The following is an 18,566-nucleotide window of genomic DNA, read 5'->3' as shown; positions in this document are numbered from 1 at the left end:
CACCCGCCACCGAACGCCGGCGCCACATTGACCACACCACCACGACCCGAGTGAGGCAGTCGCATGTCCAGGGCACTTCCGAAGTACAACCAGCGTCGCGTGGCGATCATCGGCGGCGCCGCCGCCGTGGTGCTCTCCGGCGCGTTGATCGCCGGTTCCGCCCTCGCCGGGGAGTCGCCCAAGGGCGGCGACGCCCGCAGCGCGCGCACCCTGGCGGACCCCGGCACCATCACCTGCCCGGACGTCGCCTCCCGGCTGCCCGCGGTCCCCGCGTCCGCGCAGGCCGATGTCGACCGCAACCTCGCCCTCCTCGCCATCGGCCGCACCTCGGCCAGGACGAGCGGTCTGGACTCGCTGGCGGCCTGCACGCTCACCAAGTGAGCTGACAGGCAGCCGTGGCCGCCCCGTGGGAAACGCCGGCCGGGGCGGCCGCGGTGGTCCGGGAGGCTTCCGGATGCGTCAATTCGTTAGACGGACGAAGGACTTCCGTCGATAATCGTTAGACATGGGAAAGACCTATGAGCGCATAGACGGCAGGCTCCGGACGTTCATCGAGGAGCAACCCCTCTTCTTCACCGCGACCGCTCCCCTCTCCGGCGACGGTACGGTCAACCTCTCCCCCAAGGGGCTCAAGGGCTCCTTCGCCGTACTCGACGAACTCACTGTGGCCTACCTCGACTTCGCCGGGTCCAACGCGGAGACGATCGCGCACCTGCGGGAGAACGGCCGGATCACCCTCATGTGGTGCGCCTTCCAGGGCCCGCCGAACATCGTGCGCGTCCACGGCCGGGGCGAGCCGGTCTTCCGGGACGACCCGCGCTTCCCCGAGCTGCTCGCCCGCTTCCCGGACATCGACCCGAGCGCCCACGGGCTGCGTGCGATCATCGTCGTGCACGCCGAACTGGTGCGGGACACCTGTGGATACGCCGTCCCCTACATGGCGTACGAGGAGGGCCGCGACCTGCACGGAAAGCGCTTCGCGCGCGAGGACGACATCTCGCTGGGCGCGTACTTCGCGAAGAAGGAGCACGTCGCCACGAGCCTGGACGGACTACCCGGGCTGCCGTTGCCGCTTCCGCCGTCTAGCGTCTGAGCCATGCGCCCCGGTGTCGTCGCCCTCGTGTCCGTGTCCTCCCTGGCCCTGCTCGGCTTCGTGCCGGGCCCCGGGCCCGTGCCGTTGCCCGCGCGGATGGCGGACACCGGCGGCGGTGCCCAGCTGATCACCGCTCAGGCACCGGTCACCGACTCGACCTCCGGGACGGTCACCTGGTGGGACCTGCGCGACGGGCAGTGGGTGCAGGCCGGGTCGGCGCCGGCCCGGTTCGGGGCGAAGGGGCTGGTGGAGGGTGGTGCGCGCAAGCAGGGCACGAACACCACGCCGACCGGGCTGTACGACCTTCCGTTCGCCTTCGGGATCAAGGCGGCGCCCGGTGGCACGCGTGTCGCCTACCGGGCGGTGACCACGAGTTCCTGGTGGTGCGAGGACACCGGGTCGACGGCGTACAACCGGTGGGTCGATCCCCTTCCGGCCGACTGCCGTGCCTCCGAGTCCGAGCAGCTGAGCTCCTACACGACGCAGTACGCCTACGGACTCGTCATCGGGTTCAACTACGACCGGCCTGTGAAGGGGCGCGGAGCCGGGATCTTCCTGCACGTGAACGGCACGGCGGCGACGGCAGGCTGCGTGTCCGTGCCGGAGGACGCGATGCGGCGGATCCTGACGTGGGCCGACCCCGTGAAGAAGCCGCACATCGCGATCGGGACAGTGGACGGCACCACGGCGATCACTCGCTACTGACCTCGCCCAGGGGCAGCCGCACGGTGAACGTCGTCGCACCCGGCCTGCTGTCCAGGTCCACGCCGCCCCCGTGCGCCTCCGCCACCGCGGCCACGATCGACAGGCCCAGTCCCGCCCCGCCGCCGGAGGCGTCCGGGCGGCGGCGGTGTTCCGCCCGGGTGAAGCGTTCAAAGACCCCCGGCTGTACCTCCTCGGGAACGCCGGGGCCGTCGTCGTGGACGGACAGGCAGGCCATGTCCCCCTCGGTCCCCAGGGTCACCGTCACCTTGGTGCCCTCGGGCGTGTGCAGCCGCGCGTTGGCCAGCAGGTTGGCCAGCACCTGCTGCAGGCGGTGGGTGTCGCCCGGCACCGTCACCGGCTCCTCCGGCAGGTCCAGGCTCCAGCGGTGCTCGGGGCCCGCGGCCCGGGCGTCCGTCACCGCGTCCAGGACCAGGTGGGTCAGGTCGACCGGACGGCGCTCCAGCGGGCGGCCCGCGTCGAGCCGGGCCAGCAGCAGCAGGTCGTCCACCATCTCGCCCATCCGGGAGGACTCGGCGGCGATGCGCTCCAGGGCGCGGGTCACCTCCGGGGGCACCGGACCCGGGTGGAGCAGAGCCAGTTCCGCGTGGCCGCGCACCGAGGCGACCGGGGTGCGCAGTTCGTGGCTGGCGTCGGCGGCGAACCGGCGCAGCCGCTCCTCGCTTGCGTGGCGTTTGGTCAGGGCGTCCTCGACGTGCCCCAGCATCCGGTTGAAGGCGCCGGCCACCTGGCCGATCTCGCTGCGCGGGTCCGACCGCGGTGCCCGGGGAGGCAGTGCCACCTCGCCGCTGGCCAGCGGGAGCTCGCTGACCCGGGTGGCGGTGGCGGCCACCCGGCTGAGCGGACGCAGCGACCAGCGCACCCAGAACGCCCCGGCCACGCCGGTCACCACCAGGGCCAGGCCGAAGACGATCCCCGCGACCAGTTCGAGACGGCGGACGGTGGCCTGGACGGGCTCCAGCGGCAGGCCGACGATCAGGACGTCACCGTCCCGGCCCGCGGAGGCCACGACGCGGTAGTCGTCCAGGGCGGAGAGGTCGACGGTGTGGGGTCTGCCGTCGGCCGGCACCGAGGCCAGCCGCTCGCGGTCCGTGGCGGTCAGGTCCACGTTCAGGTCGGCGGACGGGTCGCCGGAGCGGATCAGGCCCTTGTGGGTGACCTGGCCGTTCAGCAGGCGGGCGCCGAAGGTGCCGGTGGCCAGGCGGCGGGTGTCGCCGTGCTCGTCGCCGTCGTGGTCGTCCGGCACCAGGCCCTTGTGCTCCAGGCTCTCCGGGAACCGGGTGCCGACCTGGGCGAGCTGTTCGTCGAGGCGCTGGGTGAGGAAGCCGTTCAGTTCCACGACCGCGGCGAGTCCCACGGCCGCGCAGCTCACCGCGAGCAGGACCACCAGGCCGAAGATGAGGCGGGCGCGCAGGGTGCGGGGGCGGGGCAGCTGCCGTACGGACCTCACCGGGGCACCGGCTTCAGGACGTATCCGGCCCCGCGGACCGTGTGGATCATCGGTTCGCGGCCCGCGTCCAGCTTCTTGCGCAGGTAGGAGATGTACAGCTCGACCACGTGCGCCCGGCCGCCGAAGTCGTAGGACCACACCCGGTCGAGGATCTGCGCCTTGCTGAGGACGCGGCGCGGGTTGCGCATGAGGAAGCGGAGGAGTTCGAACTCGGTCGGCGAGAGATCGATCAGCTCGCCGTTCCGGGTCACCTCGCGGGCCTCCTCGTCCATGACCAGGTCGCCGACGGTCAGCCGGGGCCCCTCCTCCAGCTGGCGGGCCATGCCCGCGCGGCGCAGCAGCCCGCGCAGCCGGGCGACGACCTCCTCCAGGCTGAACGGCTTGGTGACGTAGTCGTCGCCGCCCGCTGTGATACCGGCGATCCGGTCCTCGACCGCGTCCCGCGCGGTCAGAAACAGCACGCACACCTCGGGCTTCACCCCGTGCAGCCGGCGCAGCACGGCGAAGCCGTCGGTGTCCGGGAGCATCACGTCCAGGACGACGGCGTCGGGCAGCAGCTCGCGCGCGGCGGCGACCGCGGAGGCGCCGTCGCCGGCCGCGCGCACCTCCCAGCCCTCGTAGCGCAGGGCGCCGGTGAGCACCTCGGCGAGGTCGGGGTCGTCGTCGACGACGAGCACGCGCAGCGGGGTGCCGTCGGGTCTGGTGAGGGCGGGGCGGCCGGAGCGGGTCGTGTTCATCGCGCCTTCCAGCATCGCCCCTGCAAAGGGCGACCGGACGCCCGGGGGGCTCTGAGTTTTCTCTGAGTCCCCCCACTCCCCTGTGAGGCCCGGATGAGGAACGGCTCTGAGTTCCCTCTCAGAAGGCCGGTCACGGGGGCCGCTCAGAGGTGCCTCAGAGCTTCGGCACGCACAGTGGCCTGGCACGACCGACGAAGGGACGACACTCATGACCACCGTGGACGAGCGACGCGCGGCCCCGCCCGTGCCGCCGGCCGCACGCCGCTCCCTCGCGGGGCTCGTGCCGGCCGTGCTGTGGGCCGGGGCGGCGGCCGTGGTGGCCCTGTGGTGGGCGGACACGGGCGCCGTGGTCGGCACCGCGGGCTGGCTGACCGGGGCCGGGCGGATCGCCGGGCTGCTGTGCGGCTACGCCTGCGCGGTGCTGGTCGGTCTGATGGCGCGGGTGCCGCTGCTGGAGGTGCGGATCGGCTCCGACCGGGTGGCGCGCTGGCACGCGATGGCCGGCCGGTACACGGTCTGTCTGCTCGTCGCGCACGTCGCGCTGGTCCTGGCCGGGTACGCCGCCCAGGACCGGGCCTCGCTGTGGCACGAGGCGGTCACCGTCGTCCTGGACTACCCGGAGATGCTGAAGGCCACCGCCGGCACGGTGATCCTCTTCGCGGTCGGCATCACCTCGGCGCGGGCGGTGCGCCGCCGTACGAGCTACGAGTTCTGGTACTACGTCCACCTCCTGACCTACGCGGCCGTCTTCCTCGCCTTCGGGCACCAGCTGACGCTGGGCGAGGAGTTCAACGGCAAGCCCGTGGCCACCGCCGTCTGGTACGCGCTGTACCTGGGGGTGGCGGCCCTGGTGCTGTGGTTCCGGGTCCTCGCCCCGGTCCGGCTCAACCTGCGGCACCGGCTGCGCGTGGAGTCGGTGCACAAGGAGGCACCGGGCGTGTACTCGGTCGTCGTGCGCGGGCGGAACCTGGACGAGCTGGGTGCGCGGCCGGGTCAGTTCTTCCGCTGGCGGTTCCTCGGCGAGGGCATGGGCTGGACGTCGACGCCGTACTCCCTGTCGGCGCCGCCCCGCCCGGACCTGCTGCGGATCACGGTGAAGGCGCTCGGCGACCACAGCGCGGCCGTCCCGCTGCTCAGGCCGGGCACCCGGGTGTGGGCGGAGGGTCCGTACGGCTCCCTGACCGCGGACCGGGCCACCAGCCACCGCTCGCTGCTGATCGCCGCCGGTGTCGGCATCACCCCGCTGCGGGCCCTGTTCGAGACGCTGCCCGGCGACGTCACCCTGCTCTACCGGGCGCGCGGTGCCGAGGACCTGGCGCTCGGCGGCGAGCTGGAGGCGATCGCCCGCCGGCGGAACGCGCGGGTGCTGTACGCGCTGAACGGGCCGCGGGGAGAGCGTCCGGGCATCACCGCCGAGTCGCTGCGCGCGACCTTCCCCGGCCTGGCCGGCCACGACGTCTACATATGCGGTCCGCACGGCTTCGCGCAGGACGTGTACGGCGCGCTGCGGGCGGCCGGGGTCCCGGACCGCCGTATCCACCACGAGTCGTTCGAGCTGTGAGGCATCAGAAGTGCACGCCCTGAAGAAGAACCGCCCCCTGCGCCGCATCGTGCTCGCGAGCGCCGTCACCGTCTCCGGGATGGTGCTGCTGCTGTCCCTGAAGCCCCACACCAGCCCCGGTATCGAGGTGGGCGCCGCCTCCCCCGCGCCGTCCAGCAGCGCCGGTGCCCCGGCCGAGTCGAGCGGGTCGAGCGGGTCGTCCGGCGGGTCCGGTGGCTCGTCGAGCGGACCCGGGACCCGCGTGAGCAAGACCGTCACGGGCGACACGGTCCAGACCCGCTGGGGTCCGGTCCAGGTCCGGGTCACGATCAGGAGCGGCAAGCTCACCGACGTGACCGCGGTCGCCTACCCGCAGGACAACCCGCGCGACCAGGAGATCAACAGCTACGCCCTCCCGCAGCTGCGGCGCGAGGCCCTGGCGGCGCAGGGCGCGCAGATCGACGCGGTGTCCGGGGCCACGTACACGAGTGACGGCTATCGCCAGTCGCTCCAGTCCGCGCTCGACTCCGCGGGCCTCTGAACACTCAGCGCATGCGGCACGTATCTGTGGGCCAACGGTCAAGTCCCCACGGAGGAACCGTGACCACCACGCTCGCAGGCGGACGTGCCGCCCGCCGCCAGACGATGCGCCGCATCCGCCCGCGCCGTTCCCCGGCCGTCCCGCTGCTGCTGGCGGTCTGGGCGGGCGCGGCGGCCGTGCTGTGGCTCTGGTGGCACAACACCCCGTCCATCGCGGACAACAACGGCAGGATCCTCAACGCGGGCCGGATCACCGGGCTGCTGGCCGGATACCTCATGGCGCTGGTCGTGCTGCAGATGGCTCGGGTGCCCGCGCTGGAGCGGCGCGTCGGCTCCGACCGGGTGGCCCGCTGGCACGCGATGAGCGGCCGCTACACGCTCTGTCTGATCGTCGCGCACGTCTTCCTCACCATGTGGGGGTACGCGCTGCAGGCGGGCAAGTCGCTCGGCGACATCGTCCAGCAGACCATCGACTCCATCAACCAGCTGCCCGACATGGGCAAGGCCGCCCTCGGCACGGGCCTGTTCGTGGTCATCGGCGTGACGTCGGTCGGCGGGATCCGCCGCCGGCTGCCGTACGACGCCTGGTACCACGTCCACCTGCTCACGTACGCGGCGGTCTTCCTCACGTTCTGGCACCAGATCACCACCGGGAACGACTTCGCGGTCGAGCCCACGGCCAAGACCTTCTGGTACGCGCTGTACGGCACCGTCACCGCGCTGGTGGTCTGGTACCGGATCCTCACCCCGATCCGGCTGAACGTCCGCCACCGGATGCGGGTGGAAGCGGTCATCGAGGAGACGCCCGGCATCGTGTCGGTGCTGATCGGCGGGCGGAAGCTGCACCGGATGGGCGCGGAGGCGGGCCAGTTCTTCCGCTGGCGGTTCCTGGCGCCCGGGATGCGGTTCAGCTCGCACCCGTACTCGCTGTCGGCGGCGCCGCGCCCCGACATGCTGCGGATCACGGTGAAGGCGATCGGCGACCACAGCGCCCGGCTGCGCGAGCTGACGCCCGGCACCCGGGTGTGGGCGGAGGGCCCGTACGGCGCGCTCACCGCGCAGCGGCGCAGCCGGGGCAAGGTGCTGCTGGTCGCGGGCGGGGTCGGCATCACGCCGATGCGGGCGCTGTTCGAGACGCTGCCCGGCGCGGCCGGTGACATCACCCTGCTCTACCGGGCCAACACCACCCAGGACCTGGCACTGTGGGACGAGCTGGCCGCGATCGCCGACGAGCGGGGCGCCCGGCTGATGTACGCGGTCAACAGCCCCGACGGCGAGCGGCCGGACATCTCCGCGGAGAACCTGGAGCGGAAGATCCCGGACATCGACCACCACGACGTCTTCATGTGCGGTCCGCCCGGGTTCGCGCAGACGGTGTACGAGGCACTGCGCGGCGCGGGGGTCCCCGCGCGCCGTATCCACCACGAGTCGTTCGAGATGTGAGCGGGAGCTGCTGAAGCGATGAGGAAGAGCCACCCCATTCGGCGCGTCGTGCTGGCCACCGCCGCCACCGTGTCCGGTGTCGTGCTGCTGCTGTCGCTGAAGCCCGCGTCGGATCCGGCCGCCGCGTCGGCGGCGGGCGCGGCGGCGCAGCAGTCGGCGCCGGGACAGGAGTCGCCCCAGGGCGGTCAGCAGGGCGGCGCGCAGGCCTCCACCGGCTCCGGCACGGTGACCGGCGACGCGGCGCAGACCCAGTACGGGACCGTGCAGGTACGGCTGACCGTGGCCGACGGGAAGATCACCAAGGCTGAGGCGGTGCAGGCGCCCAAGGGCGGCCTCAGCGACCAGAAGACACAGCTGGCCGTGCCCAAGCTCAACCAGGAGGCCGTGGCGGCGCAGAGCGCGCAGATCGACGCGGTGTCCGGCGCGACGTACACGAGTACCGGCTACAAGAAGTCGCTGCAGTCGGCGCTGGACAAGGTGAAGGCGTCCTCGGCCGGCTCCTCGGGCTCCTCCGGCTCTTCGGGCTCCTCCGGTTCGACCCAGGCGCGCACGGTCACCGGCAAGGTCGCCCAGACGCAGTACGGACCGGTGCAGGTGCGGATCACGGTCAGCAGCGGGAAGATCACCAAGGCTGAGGCGGTGCAGGCGCCCAAGGGCGGCCTCAGCGACCAGAAGACACAGCTGGCCGTGCCCAAGCTCAACCAGGAGGCCGTGGCCGCCGGGAACGCGACCATCGACGCGGTCTCCGGGGCCACCTACACCAGTACCGGCTACAAGCAGTCGCTGCAGTCGGCGCTGGACCAGGCCGGTGGCTGACGCGGTGGCGGAGCCGGCTGAAGCTCCCGCCGCGGTGCGTCACGCGGAGGAGGTCATGGGGACCGTCTTCTCCTTCGACGTCCGCGGCGGGGAACCCCGTGCCGTACGGAGGGCACTTCAGGAGGCGGTCGCGGGCCTGCACCGCGTCGACGAGCTCTTCTCCACCTACCGCGAGGACAGCGAGGTGTCGCGGCTGGCCCGGGAAGAGCTGACCGTGGCGGAGTGCGCTCCGGAGGTGGCCGAGGTGCTGGAGCTGGCGGCCGAGGCGGAGCGGGTGAGCGAGGGGTGGTTCAGCCCCCGGTACCGGGGGGTGCTGGATCCGACCGGGATCGTGAAGGGCTGGTCGGCGGAGCGAGCGGCGCGGCTGCTGGCGGCGGTGGACGGGGTGTGCGGGGTCAGCGTGAACGGGGGCGGCGACGTCCAGATGCTGGGCGCCCCGGAAGCCCAGCGGCCGTGGCGGGTCGGGGTGTCCGATCCACTGCGCCCCGGCGGCCTGGCGGCGGTGATCTCGGCGGCAGGCGTGGACGAACTGTCCGTGGCCACGTCCGGCACGGCCGAGCGGGGCGCGCACATCGTGGATCCGCGCACGGGCCGCTCGGCGGTGACCGACCTGGTGTCGGTGACGGTGGTGGGGCCCCGGCTGACCTGGGTGGACTGCTGGGCCACGGCCGCGTTCGCGATGGGGTCGCGGGCGGGGCTTGCGTGGCTGGAGTCGCTGCCCGGCGTGGAGGCGCTGCTGATCACGGCCGGGGACGAGGTGCGGTGCACCGGGGGCCTGGCGGCCCGACTCGGTTGAAGTGTGGAGTTTTTGTCACGTATTGCGCCGAAACGCCATCCAAGTTCCGTCCTGAGACGTATCCCCTACGCAGACAAGTTTCGGGAGGAACGATATGGCCATCTTCAGCAGTCTCATGCCTGCCATGCGCCGGGGCGGCGACGACTCGTCGAACAACGACGGTTCAGGGCACGGCTTCCGCCACGGCGACCACGGCGACCACGGCGACCACGGCCACGGCGACCACGGCCACGGCGACCACGGCCACGGTGACCACGGCGGCCACGGCGACCACGGCGGCCACGGCGGCTACTGAGCACACCCGAGGGCTGAGCGGACCGGGGACCGGAGGACCCGGTCCGCTTCGCCGATCCCCGAGGAACGCGTGTCATGGCGCATCTCCTGCGGCGTCTGCTGACGGTGGGTGAGGCCTCCGACGCCGTGGTCCCGGCCGCGCCCCCGGTGCCCCCGGCGGCCGTGTTCCGGCGATTCTGGCCCTACACCCGCGGCTGGCGGCGCTGGCTCGTGCCCATCGTCTTCTTCAGCCTGGTCGGCCCGGCCGTCGACGCCGCCGAGATCTGGCTGTTCAAGATCGTCGTGGACGACGTGCTCGTCCCCCGGGATCTCCGGCCGTTCCTGTGGATCGCACCGGCCTATCTGGGGCTGGTCCTCTTCTCCGGCATCCTGGGGTTCGCCGACAACGTGACGTCCACCTGGGTCAGCGAACGGTTCCTGCTGTCCCTGCGCGCCGATGTGTTCCGGCACGTCCAGGGCCTCTCACTCGGTTTCTTCGAACGCCGGCGGCTCGGCGACGTGCTCTCGCGGGTCACGGGCGACGTCGACTCGGTCGAGACGTTCCTGCTCTCGGGAGTGGCCGACGCCCTCTACTACGTGATCCGGCTCGGCGTCTTCCTCGGCCTGCTGTTCTACCTGCGCTGGGACCTGACCCTGCTCGCCCTGGTCATCGTGCCGCTGTTCTGGGCCGCCGGCCTGCACTTCTCACGGCTGATCAAGCAGGCCTCGCGGGAGCGCAGGCGGCTGAGCGGCTCGATCAGTGCGATCGCCGAGGAGTCGCTGGGCAATGTCGCCCTCGTGCAGGCGTACAACCGCCAGGGGTGGGAGTCGCGCCGGTTCGAGCGGGAGAGCGCCGGCCGGTTCCGGGCGGCGATGGCCTCGGCACGGATCCGTGCCGTCTACGGACCCGTCGTCGAGGTCATCGAGGTGACCGGCGGCCTCGCGGTCATGGGCCTCGGCACCTGGAAACTGGCCCAAGGCGAACTCACGCTGGGCGGGCTGCTGGTCTTCCTGGCGCTGATCGGCAAGCTCTACACCCCGGTCCGCGGCCTCTCCCGGCTCGGCACCACCTTCTACGCGGCCTCCGCCTCGGCCGAACGGATCATCGAGCTGCTGGACCAGCGGCCGCAGGTGGTCGAGGCGGCAGACGCCCGGCGGATCACCCGGGCGCGGGGCGACGTGGAGTTCGACGGCGTCTGGTTCCGCTATCCGGAGACCGGGGCCTGGTCGCTGTCGGACGTGTCCTTCCATGTGGCACCCGGGGAGACGCTGGCGCTGGTCGGGGCGAGCGGGGCCGGCAAGTCGACTGTCGCGAAGCTGCAGTTGCGCTTCTACGACCCCGACCGGGGAGCCGTCCGCCTCGACGGCAGCGACCTGCGCACCCTGCGCCTGTCGGACGTGCGGGACAGTGTCGCCGTGGTGCTCCAGGAGACGCTCGTCTTCCACGGGACCGTGCGGGAGAACATCGCCTACGGCCGCCCGGAGGCTACGGAGGCGGAGATCGTCGCGGCGGCCCGCGCCGCGGACGCGCACGAGTTCATCGAGCTGCTCCCGGAGGGCTACGACACGCTGGTCGGCCAGCGCGGCCGGACGCTCTCCGGCGGCCAGTGCCAGCGGCTGGCGATCGCCCGCGCGATGGTCAGGGACGCTCCCGTGCTGCTCCTCGACGAGCCGACCACCGGGCTCGACGTCGGCTCGGGCAGGCGGATCATGGATCCGCTGCGCCGCCTCATGGCCGGGCGGACGACCATCGTCATCTCCCACAACCTGCTCACCGTCCGGGACGCCGGGCACATCGTGGTGCTGGACCACGGCCGGGTCGTCGAGACCGGCGTCCACGATGAACTGCTGCGGCGCGAGGGACCGTACGCCCGGCTCCACCGGCTGAACGGCACGACCGGATCCACCGCCTCGGGGAAGGTGTTGTCGTGAGCGCCCCCGCGGCCCGGACGGTCCCGCCGCCCCTGGCACCGGGCACGAAGCCGGTCACGGGCTACGAGGTCCTGGCTCATCTGGCGCGCACGGGCTGGCTCGACGTCTACGACGCCTGGAGCGAGGAGCGTGAGTGCCGCTGCGTGATCAAGACGGTGCGTCCCGACCGCCGGGGCGAGGAGCGGCTGACCGAGCGGCTGCTGCGGGAGGGCCGCTGGCTGCGGGAGTTCACGCATCCGCACCTGGTGCGCGCCTACGAGACCTTCGAGTCGCCCGAGCCGCTGGTCGTCCTGGAGACGCTGACCGGGGAGACGCTGTCCCATCTCCTGGACCGGCTGCGGCACCGGCCGGCCGCCGCCGACGTGGCGCTCCTCGGGGTGCAGTTGTGTTCGGCGATCCACTACCTGCACGGTCAGGGGCTGCTGCACCTGGACGTCAAGCCGTCCAACGTGGTGGTGGACCGCGGTCACGCGAAGGTGCTCGACCTGAGCGTCGCGCGGCCTCCCGGGCCGGCGCCCGCGGGGCTGGGCACGTTCTGCTATCTCGCCCCCGAGCAGGCCCGGGGCGGGCCGCTCACAGCCGCCGCCGATGTGTGGGGCGTCGGCGTGACGCTGTTCGAAGTGGCCTGTGGTGAGCTGCCGTTCGCCTGCGACCAGGCACCTGCCGGGCTCCGTGACGAGGGCGACGACGACACGGACCGTCCGCAGAAGCGGTATCCGCAGCTGGAGCGGAACGCCCCACCGGTCACGTCCCGGCGGCGCCTGCCACCGGCTCTCGCCGCCGCCGTCGACGGCTGTCTGCGGGCCGACGCGTCGTCCCGGCCCACGGTCGCCGAACTGTCCGCCGCCCTGGAGACGGCGCTGGGCGGCCCGCAGCGCCCCTGAGATCAGGCCGCCGGGTTCACTCCACGGGGGTGACGACGTGCCCCGTCTGCAGATGGGCCGTGGCGAGGACCGTGCCGTCCGGTGCGGTGATCCGGGCGCCCGAGACCACCGCCGGGTCGACGGGGGCCGCCCCGCCCCACTGGCCGTGTCCGTCGCGCAGGCGGAAGTCCCCGACGCGGACGGTCGTGCCGTCCGGGCGCTCGAGGAGGCAGTTGACCTGACCGTTGTACGGCGTGCCGGGCCCGGTGAGAGCGACGGTCATGAAGATCCAGCCGGGGGCGCCGGGGTGGGCGTACATCTCGCCCGCGGGCTGTCCGCCGTCCTGTGCCGTGGTCATGTCTCCGACCAGTACGGGTTCGGAGGACACGGCGGCGGGCGGCGAGGCCGTGACCTCCTGGATGGCGGTCCCGACCGCCCAGCCCGCGAAACCGACGGCGACCGCGACGGTGGCCGCGACGGACGCGATGCGCAGCCGGGCCCGGCGTGCGCGGCTGCGCACGCCCTGCTGCGCGGAGGCACGCGCCTGCGGGCGCGCCTCGTGCGCCACGTCGTGGGCCAGACTGCGAGCCACTCGGGTCTCGAACCCGAGCGGAGGCTCACGGTCCGGCAGCAGGCCGATGAGCTTCTCACCGGCCAGGCACAGCTGCTCGACGTACTCCCGGCAGTCCGCGCACCGGTCCAGATGGGCGACCGCCTCCGCGCGCTCGCGGCCCGGCAGCACACCGAGCGCCAGTTCGGCGCCGATCTCCCGCAGCTTCTCGCAGGTCACGTCACTGGACATGGTCGCCTCGCTTCGGAGACGCGAGTGTGATCCGCAGTTTCCCCATCGCTGCCCTGATCCGCGTCTTGGCGGTGCCGAGCGGGATATTCTCCGCCTCGGCGACCTGCTGGGCCGTCATTCCGTAGATACCTGCCATCACCAGGGCACGGGCCTGTTCCCGCGGCAGCCGCGCCACCGCGGCCCGGAGCTGGGTCGAGGCCTCGTCGGCCAGTGCCCACTCCTCGGGGGTCTCGGTGACGACGCCCAGAAGCGCGTCGAGGTCCTCGGGCGCCACCGGCTCCGTCCGACGCGCACGGACGGCGTCGATGGCGAGGTTGTGCGCGATGGTCGTCAGCCAGGTCGTGACCGACCCGCGGCGCGAGTCGTAGATCTGTGCGTGGCGCCACGCGCGCTCGAACGTCTGCTGGGCGATGTCTTCGGCGAGCTGCGGATCTCCGGTGACGGCCATCGCCACACCGAAGACCCTGTGCTGGAACCTCCGTACGAAGGTGACGGCGAGTTCCGGATCACCGGTGGCCAACCCGGACAGGAGAGCCTCGTCCGGGAGGCGGCCCACGGGGAACCGGAAACCCGACACACCTCTGTATACGGTCGGCCGCCGCCAGCGGATTGCCCGACCGCCGGGGAAGATCACATACCCATTCTCCGCCGACGTGCCGGACCCCGCACGTGGGTCAGTGCCCGTTCTGCGCCAGTCGCAGCAAGTGGTCCGCGAGCGCCTGTCCACCGGTGGGATCGCGGCTGATCAGCAGCAACGTGTCGTCACCCGCGATCGTGCCCAGGATGTCGTGCAGTTCGGCCTGGTCGATGGCCGAGGCGAGGAACTGCGCGGCCCCGGGCGGGGTCCGCAGGACCACGAGGTTGGCGGAGGCCTCCGCGGAGATGAGCAGCTCCTGGGACAGGCGCCGCATCCGCTCCTCCTTCGCCGACTCCCCCAGCGGGGCGCGCGGCGTGCGGAAGCCGCCCTCGCTCGGCACCGCGTAGATCAGGTCGCCGTCGTTGTTGCGGATCTTGACCGCGTTCAGCTCGTCGAGGTCGCGGGAGAGCGTCGCCTGGGTGACGCTCAGTCCGTCGTCGGCGAGCAGCTTGGCCAACTGGCTCTGCGAGCGCACCGGCTGCCGGTTGAGGATGTCCACGATCCGGCGGTGGCGCGCGGTGCGGGTCTGCGGCACGGCCGGTCCGGCCCCCGCCGCCTGCTCGTGGTCCTGCGCCTGGCTCATCGTCGTCTCATTCTCCGGATCGTCCGTCCCCATTCGCTGGGTCCGCTGCGTCGAGGATGCCGGGCAGCGCCCCGAGGAAGGCGCCGGTCTCGTCGTCGCTCAGGTTCAGCGGCGGCATGAGCCGCACGACGTCGGGAGCGGGCGCGTTCACCAGGAACCCGGCCTCCTGGGCCGCCTGCTGCACCTGTGGCGCGAGCGGCCCGGTGAGCACGATACCCAGCAGGAGGCCCGCGCCCCGGACATAATCGATCAACGGGTGGTCCAGCGCCTCGATTCCCTCGCGCAGTGCCCCGCTCTGCCGCTTCACGTTGTCCAGCAGGCCCTCGTCCGCGATGGTGTCGAGGACCGCGAGCCCCGCGGCGCAGGCGACCGGGTTGCCGCCGAAGGTCGTGCCGTGCTGGCCGGGCCGGAGCAGTTCGGCGGCCCGCCCGAAGGCCACGGTGGCGCCGAGCGGCAGCCCGCCGCCGAGCCCCTTGGCGAGCGTGACGACGTCGGGCAGGACGCCCTCGTGGGCCTGGTACTCGAACCAGTTGCCGGTACGGCCTACGCCGGTCTGCACCTCGTCCAGCACGAGCAGCGCCCCGGTGGCGGCGGTGATCGCCCGCGCGGCCTTCAGATAGCCGGCCGGGGGCACCACGACGCCGTTCTCGCCCTGGATCGGCTCGATGACGACGAGGGCCGTCTCCTCCGTCACCGCGGCGGCCAGTGCCTGGGCGTCGCCGTACGGGACGTGGGTGACGTCGCCGGGCAGGGGCAGGAAGGGTTCCTGCTTGCCGGGCTGGCCGGTGAGCGCGAGGGCACCCATGGTGCGGCCGTGGAAGCCGCCCCGGGTGGCGACCATGTGGGTGCGGCCGGTCAGCCGGCCGATCTTGAAGGCGCCCTCGTTGGCCTCGGCCCCGGAGTTGCAGAAGTAGACCCTGCCGTCCCGGCCGAAGAGCTGCAGGAGCCGTTCGGCGAGGGCGACGGGCGGCTCGGCGACGAACAGGTTGGAGACATGGCCGAGCGAGGCGATCTGCCGGCTCACCGCCTCGACGACGGCGGGGTGGGCGTGGCCGAGCGCGTTGACCGCGATACCGCCGACGAAGTCGAGGTACTCCTTGCCGTCGGCGTCCCAGAGCCGGGTGCCCGCGCCGCGTACGAGGGGCAGCCGCGGGGTGCCGTAGTTGTTCATGAGCGCGCCCTGCCACCGCGCGGTCAGCTCTGCGTTGCTCGCGGTGCCGGTCATGACTGCTCCCCCTCGGCTTCGTCGGGCACGACCATGGTGCCGATGCCCTCGTCGGTGAAGATCTCCAGCAGGATCGAGTGCTGGACCCGGCCGTCGATGACGCGGGCGGTGTGCACGCCGTTGCGCACGGCGTGCAGGCAGCCCTGCATCTTCGGCACCATGCCGGAGGACAGCTCCGGCAGCAGCTTCTCCAGCTGGGACGCGGTGAGGCGGCTGATCACCTCGTCGGAGTTGGGCCAGTCCTCGTAGAGGCCCTCGACGTCGGTGAGGACCATGAGGGTTTCGGCGCCCAGTGCCGCAGCGAGTGCCGCAGCCGCCGTATCAGCATTGACGTTGTAGACATGTCCGTCGTCCTGGGATCGGGCGATCGAGGACACGACCGGGATGCGGCCGTCGGCCAGCAGGGCCTCGATCGCGCCGGTGTCGATCGCGGTGATCTCGCCGACCCGCCCGATGTCGACGAGTTCGCCGTCGATCTCGGGCTGGTGCCGGGTGGCGGTGATGGTGTGGGCGTCCTCGCCCGTCAGGCCCACGGCGAGCGGGCCGTGCTGGTTGAGCAGCCCGACCAGCTCGCGCTGCACCTGGCCGGCCAGCACCATCCGTACGACGTCCATGGCGTCCTCGGTGGTGACCCTGAGACCCGCCCTGAACTCGCTGACGATGCCGTGCCGGTCGAGGGCGGCGCTGATCTGGGGGCCGCCGCCGTGCACCACGACCGGCTTGAGGCCGGCGTGCCGCAGGAAGACCACGTCCTGGGCGAAGGCGGCCTTCAGCTCCTCGTTCACCATGGCGTTCCCGCCGAACTTGATGACGACGGTCTTGCCGTGGTGCCGGGTCAGCCAGGGCAGCGCCTCGATGAGGATCTGGGCCTTGGGCAGGGCGGTGTGCTTGCGCGTGGTTCCGGTGCTCATGAGGAGTAGGCGCTGTTCTCGTGGACGTAGTCGGCGGTGAGGTCGTTGGTCCAGATGGTTGCGGTCGCGGAGCCGGCCGCGAGGTCGGCCACGATGTGCACCTCGCGGTAGCGCATGTCGACCAGTTCGCGGTCCTCGCCGACGGAACCGTTCTTGCACACCCAGACGCCGTTGATGGCGACGTTCAGCTGGTCGGGCTCGAAGGCGGCCCGTGTGGTGCCGATGGCCGAGAGGACGCGGCCCCAGTTCGGGTCCTCGCCGTGGATGGCGCACTTGAGGAGGTTGTTGCGGGCGACGGAGCGGCCCACCTCGACGGCGTCGTCCTCGGTCGCGGCGTTGATCACCTCCACCTTGATGTCCTTGCCGGCGCCCTCGGCATCACCGATGAGCTGCCGTCCGAGGTCGTCGCAGACCCGGCGCACGGCCTCGGCGAACTCCTCGTACCCGGGCGTGATGCCGGAGGAGCCGGAGGCGAGCAGCAGCACGGTGTCGTTGGTGGACATGCAGCCGTCGGAGTCGACCCGGTCGAAGGTCGTGCGCGTCGCCGCGCGCAGCGCCTCGTCCAGTGTGTCGCCGTCCAGGTCGGCGTCCGTGGTGAGCACGACCAGCATGGTGGCAAGACCGGGGGCGAGCATGCCCGCGCCCTTGGCCATGCCGCCGACGGTCCAGCCGTCCTGGGTCACCACGGACGTCTTGTGGACGGTGTCGGTGGTCTTGATGGCGATGGCGGCCTTCTCGCCGCCGTGCTCGCTCAGGGCACCGGCGGCCGTCTCCACTCCCGCGAGGACCTTGTCCATGGGCAGCAGCACGCCGATGAGTCCGGTGGAGCAGACGGCGACCTCGATGGCGCCCCGGCCGAGCACCTCGGCCGTCTTCTCGGCGGTCGCGTGCGTGTCCTGGAAGCCCTTGGGGCCCGTACAGGCGTTGGCGCCACCGGAGTTGAGCACCACGACCGAGACCTGGCCGCTCCCCAGAACCTGCTCCGACCACAGCACCGGCGCGGCCTTCACACGGTTGGAGGTGAAGACGCCCGCGGCGGCACGGCGCGGCCCGTTGTTGACCACGAGGGCCAGGTCGGGGTTGCCGTTCTCCTTGATCCCGGCGGCGATGCCCGCCGCCGTGAATCCCTTGGCTGCCGTGACGCTCACGGTGCGACTCCGATCGTGGAAAGTCCCGTGGTCTCGTCGAGACCCAGGGCGATGTTCATGCTCTGGACGGCACCGCCCGCGGTGCCCTTGGTCAGGTTGTCGATGGCGCTGATCGCGATGATGCGGCCCACCGCCGCGTCGTACGCGACCTGCACCTGAACGGCGTTGGAACCGTGGACGGACGCCGTGGTGGGCCACTGGCCCTCGGGGAGCAGGTGGACGAAGGGCTCGTCGGCGTAGGCCTTCTCGTACGCGGCGCGGACGGAGTCCCCCGTCACCCCGTCGAGGGCCGTGGCACTGCACGTGGCCAGGATCCCACGCGGCATCGGCGCGAGGGTCGGTGTGAAGGAGACCGCGATCCGCCGCCCCGCCACCCCGCTGAGGTTCTGGATCATCTCGGGGGTGTGCCGGTGGCCGCCACCGACGCCGTACGGCGACATGGAACCCATGACCTCGCTGCCGAGCAGGTGCGGCTTGGGGGCCTTGCCCGCGCCGGAGGTGCCGGACGCGGCGACGATCACCGCCTCGGGCTCGGCGATGTGGGCCGCGTAGGCCGGGAACAGGGCGAGGGAGACGGCGGTCGGGTAGCAACCGGGCACCGCGATGCGCTTGGACCCCTCCAGCGCGGCGCGGGCACCCGGAAGTTCGGGGAGGCCGTAGGGCCAGGTTCCGGCGTGCGGGGAGCCGTAGAAGGTCTCCCAGTCGGCCGGGTCCTTCAGCCGGAAGTCGGCGCCCATGTCGACCACGAGCACGTCCGGGCCGAGCTGCTCGGCGACGGCGGCGGACTGCCCGTGCGGCAGCGCCAGGAAGACGACGTCGTGCCCGGCGAGGGCCTCGGGGGTGGTCTCGGTCAGCACGCGGTCGGCCAGCGGCAGCAGATGCGGCTGGAGCGCGCCGAGCCGCCGGCCGGCGTTGGAGCTGCCGGTCAGGGCACCGATCTCGACCTCGGGGTGCGCGAGGAGCAGGCGCAGGACCTCGCCGCCCGCGTATCCGCTCGCTCCGGCCACCGCCGCACGTACCGCCATGTCCATCCTCCTCTGGATGGCATGACTAT

Annotated in this window: 19 protein-coding genes; 10 read left to right on the top strand and 9 right to left on the bottom strand. The window is 72.3% G+C overall.

The window, feature by feature from the left end:
• Positions 1-63 precede the first annotated feature (63 nt).
• The 3 genes from AC07CM_RS14410 to AC07CM_RS14400 all read left to right on the top strand — a co-directional run bounded on the left by AC07CM_RS14410 (position 64) and on the right by AC07CM_RS14400 (position 1,798).
• Positions 64-381 carry a hypothetical protein gene (locus AC07CM_RS14410; protein ID WP_478876691.1) on the top strand — a complete coding sequence of 106 codons (318 nt, stop codon included), beginning with the start codon at positions 64-66 and terminating at the stop codon, positions 379-381.
• 124 nt (positions 382-505) lie between these two features.
• Entirely contained in the window at positions 506-1,093 is a 588-nt protein-coding gene (locus tag AC07CM_RS14405) for a pyridoxamine 5'-phosphate oxidase family protein (RefSeq protein WP_478876690.1), read from the top strand.
• A 3-nt stretch (positions 1,094-1,096) separates the two neighbouring features.
• Positions 1,097-1,798, top strand: a complete 702-nt coding sequence (locus AC07CM_RS14400) for a L,D-transpeptidase family protein (RefSeq protein ID WP_478876689.1) — start codon at positions 1,097-1,099, stop codon at positions 1,796-1,798.
• On the opposite strand, the gene AC07CM_RS14395 is transcribed toward AC07CM_RS14400, so the two are convergent.
• Together AC07CM_RS14395 and AC07CM_RS14390 are read right to left on the bottom strand one after the other, a co-directional pair.
• Entirely contained in the window at positions 1,785-3,266 is a 1,482-nt protein-coding gene (locus tag AC07CM_RS14395) for a sensor histidine kinase (protein ID WP_478876688.1), read from the bottom strand. The genes AC07CM_RS14400 and AC07CM_RS14395 overlap by 14 nt on opposite strands.
• Positions 3,263-4,003: a response regulator transcription factor gene (locus tag AC07CM_RS14390; RefSeq protein ID WP_478876687.1), complete on the bottom strand. Its 741-nt coding sequence runs from the start codon at positions 4,001-4,003 to the stop codon at positions 3,263-3,265. Before AC07CM_RS14390 ends, AC07CM_RS14395 begins: the two co-directional genes overlap by 4 nt.
• A gap of 208 nt (positions 4,004-4,211) precedes the next feature.
• Between AC07CM_RS14390 and AC07CM_RS14385 the strand changes: the two genes are divergently transcribed.
• The 7 genes from AC07CM_RS14385 (at position 4,212) to AC07CM_RS14355 (ending at position 12,227) form a co-directional block, all read left to right on the top strand.
• On the top strand, positions 4,212-5,564 hold the full coding sequence (locus AC07CM_RS14385; protein ID WP_478876686.1) for a ferredoxin reductase family protein: 1,353 nt from the start codon (positions 4,212-4,214) through the stop codon (positions 5,562-5,564).
• A gap of 10 nt (positions 5,565-5,574) precedes the next feature.
• On the top strand, positions 5,575-6,084 hold the full coding sequence (locus AC07CM_RS14380) for an FMN-binding protein (RefSeq protein ID WP_478876685.1): 510 nt from the start codon (positions 5,575-5,577) through the stop codon (positions 6,082-6,084).
• Positions 6,085-6,143: 59 nt separating this feature from the next.
• A complete protein-coding gene (locus AC07CM_RS14375) occupies positions 6,144-7,526 on the top strand; it encodes a ferredoxin reductase family protein (protein WP_478876684.1) in 1,383 nt (460 codons plus the stop codon).
• An 18-nt stretch (positions 7,527-7,544) separates the two neighbouring features.
• Positions 7,545-8,342, top strand: coding sequence for an FMN-binding protein (locus AC07CM_RS14370; RefSeq protein WP_478876683.1), 798 nt, complete (start codon positions 7,545-7,547; stop codon positions 8,340-8,342).
• Between the two features lie 55 nt (positions 8,343-8,397).
• Positions 8,398-9,138 (top strand): FAD:protein FMN transferase, encoded by a 741-nt coding sequence (locus tag AC07CM_RS14365; protein WP_478876682.1) that lies wholly within the window; start codon positions 8,398-8,400, stop codon positions 9,136-9,138.
• A gap of 369 nt (positions 9,139-9,507) precedes the next feature.
• A complete protein-coding gene (locus AC07CM_RS14360; protein ID WP_478876681.1) occupies positions 9,508-11,343 on the top strand; it encodes an ABC transporter ATP-binding protein in 1,836 nt (611 codons plus the stop codon).
• A complete protein-coding gene (locus tag AC07CM_RS14355) occupies positions 11,340-12,227 on the top strand; it encodes a serine/threonine-protein kinase (RefSeq protein ID WP_478876680.1) in 888 nt (295 codons plus the stop codon). The genes AC07CM_RS14360 and AC07CM_RS14355 overlap by 4 nt, the downstream gene beginning before the upstream one ends.
• A gap of 16 nt (positions 12,228-12,243) precedes the next feature.
• Here the strand turns inward: AC07CM_RS14355 and AC07CM_RS14350 are convergent, their stop codons facing one another.
• The 7 genes from AC07CM_RS14350 to argC form a co-directional block, all read right to left on the bottom strand.
• Entirely contained in the window at positions 12,244-13,008 is a 765-nt protein-coding gene (locus AC07CM_RS14350; protein ID WP_478876679.1) for a hypothetical protein, read from the bottom strand.
• Positions 12,998-13,585 carry an RNA polymerase sigma factor gene (locus AC07CM_RS14345; RefSeq protein WP_478876678.1) on the bottom strand — a complete coding sequence of 196 codons (588 nt, stop codon included), beginning with the start codon at positions 13,583-13,585 and terminating at the stop codon, positions 12,998-13,000. The genes AC07CM_RS14350 and AC07CM_RS14345 overlap by 11 nt, the downstream gene beginning before the upstream one ends.
• A 97-nt stretch (positions 13,586-13,682) precedes the next feature.
• A complete protein-coding gene (locus tag AC07CM_RS14340) occupies positions 13,683-14,228 on the bottom strand; it encodes an arginine repressor (RefSeq protein WP_094216894.1) in 546 nt (181 codons plus the stop codon).
• 7 nt (positions 14,229-14,235) lie between these two features.
• Positions 14,236-15,453 carry an acetylornithine transaminase gene (locus AC07CM_RS14335; protein ID WP_478876677.1) on the bottom strand — a complete coding sequence of 406 codons (1,218 nt, stop codon included), beginning with the start codon at positions 15,451-15,453 and terminating at the stop codon, positions 14,236-14,238.
• A complete protein-coding gene (gene argB / locus AC07CM_RS14330; protein WP_478876676.1) occupies positions 15,450-16,364 on the bottom strand; it encodes an acetylglutamate kinase in 915 nt (304 codons plus the stop codon). The genes AC07CM_RS14335 and argB overlap by 4 nt, the downstream gene beginning before the upstream one ends.
• Positions 16,361-17,512 carry a bifunctional glutamate N-acetyltransferase/amino-acid acetyltransferase ArgJ gene (gene argJ, locus AC07CM_RS14325; RefSeq protein WP_478876675.1) on the bottom strand — a complete coding sequence of 384 codons (1,152 nt, stop codon included), beginning with the start codon at positions 17,510-17,512 and terminating at the stop codon, positions 16,361-16,363. Before argJ ends, argB begins: the two co-directional genes overlap by 4 nt.
• Positions 17,509-18,537 carry an N-acetyl-gamma-glutamyl-phosphate reductase gene (gene argC / locus AC07CM_RS14320; protein WP_478876674.1) on the bottom strand — a complete coding sequence of 343 codons (1,029 nt, stop codon included), beginning with the start codon at positions 18,535-18,537 and terminating at the stop codon, positions 17,509-17,511. The genes argJ and argC overlap by 4 nt, the downstream gene beginning before the upstream one ends.
• Between the last annotated feature and the right edge of the window lie 29 nt (positions 18,538-18,566).

The sequence above is a fragment of the Streptomyces sp. NPDC044061 genome (genome assembly GCF_056434305.1).
Note: the sequence above shows the minus strand (reverse complement) of the source record. Positions and strands in the feature narration are given on the sequence as shown.

Coding starts and splice junctions, on each gene's coding strand:
- AC07CM_RS14410 (WP_478876691.1), top strand. CDS start 64: ATGTCCAGGGCACTTCCGAAGTACAACCAGCGTCGCGTGGCGATCATC.
- AC07CM_RS14405 (WP_478876690.1), top strand. CDS start 506: ATGGGAAAGACCTATGAGCGCATAGACGGCAGGCTCCGGACGTTCATC.
- AC07CM_RS14400 (WP_478876689.1), top strand. CDS start 1,097: ATGCGCCCCGGTGTCGTCGCCCTCGTGTCCGTGTCCTCCCTGGCCCTG.
- AC07CM_RS14390 (WP_478876687.1), bottom strand. CDS start 4,003: ATGAACACGACCCGCTCCGGCCGCCCCGCCCTCACCAGACCCGACGGC.
- AC07CM_RS14385 (WP_478876686.1), top strand. CDS start 4,212: ATGACCACCGTGGACGAGCGACGCGCGGCCCCGCCCGTGCCGCCGGCC.
- AC07CM_RS14370 (WP_478876683.1), top strand. CDS start 7,545: ATGAGGAAGAGCCACCCCATTCGGCGCGTCGTGCTGGCCACCGCCGCC.
- AC07CM_RS14365 (WP_478876682.1), top strand. CDS start 8,398: ATGGGGACCGTCTTCTCCTTCGACGTCCGCGGCGGGGAACCCCGTGCC.
- AC07CM_RS14360 (WP_478876681.1), top strand. CDS start 9,508: ATGGCGCATCTCCTGCGGCGTCTGCTGACGGTGGGTGAGGCCTCCGAC.
- AC07CM_RS14350 (WP_478876679.1), bottom strand. CDS start 13,008: ATGTCCAGTGACGTGACCTGCGAGAAGCTGCGGGAGATCGGCGCCGAA.
- AC07CM_RS14340 (WP_094216894.1), bottom strand. CDS start 14,228: ATGAGCCAGGCGCAGGACCACGAGCAGGCGGCGGGGGCCGGACCGGCC.
- AC07CM_RS14335 (WP_478876677.1), bottom strand. CDS start 15,453: ATGACCGGCACCGCGAGCAACGCAGAGCTGACCGCGCGGTGGCAGGGC.
- argB (WP_478876676.1), bottom strand. CDS start 16,364: ATGAGCACCGGAACCACGCGCAAGCACACCGCCCTGCCCAAGGCCCAG.
- argC (WP_478876674.1), bottom strand. CDS start 18,537: ATGGCGGTACGTGCGGCGGTGGCCGGAGCGAGCGGATACGCGGGCGGC.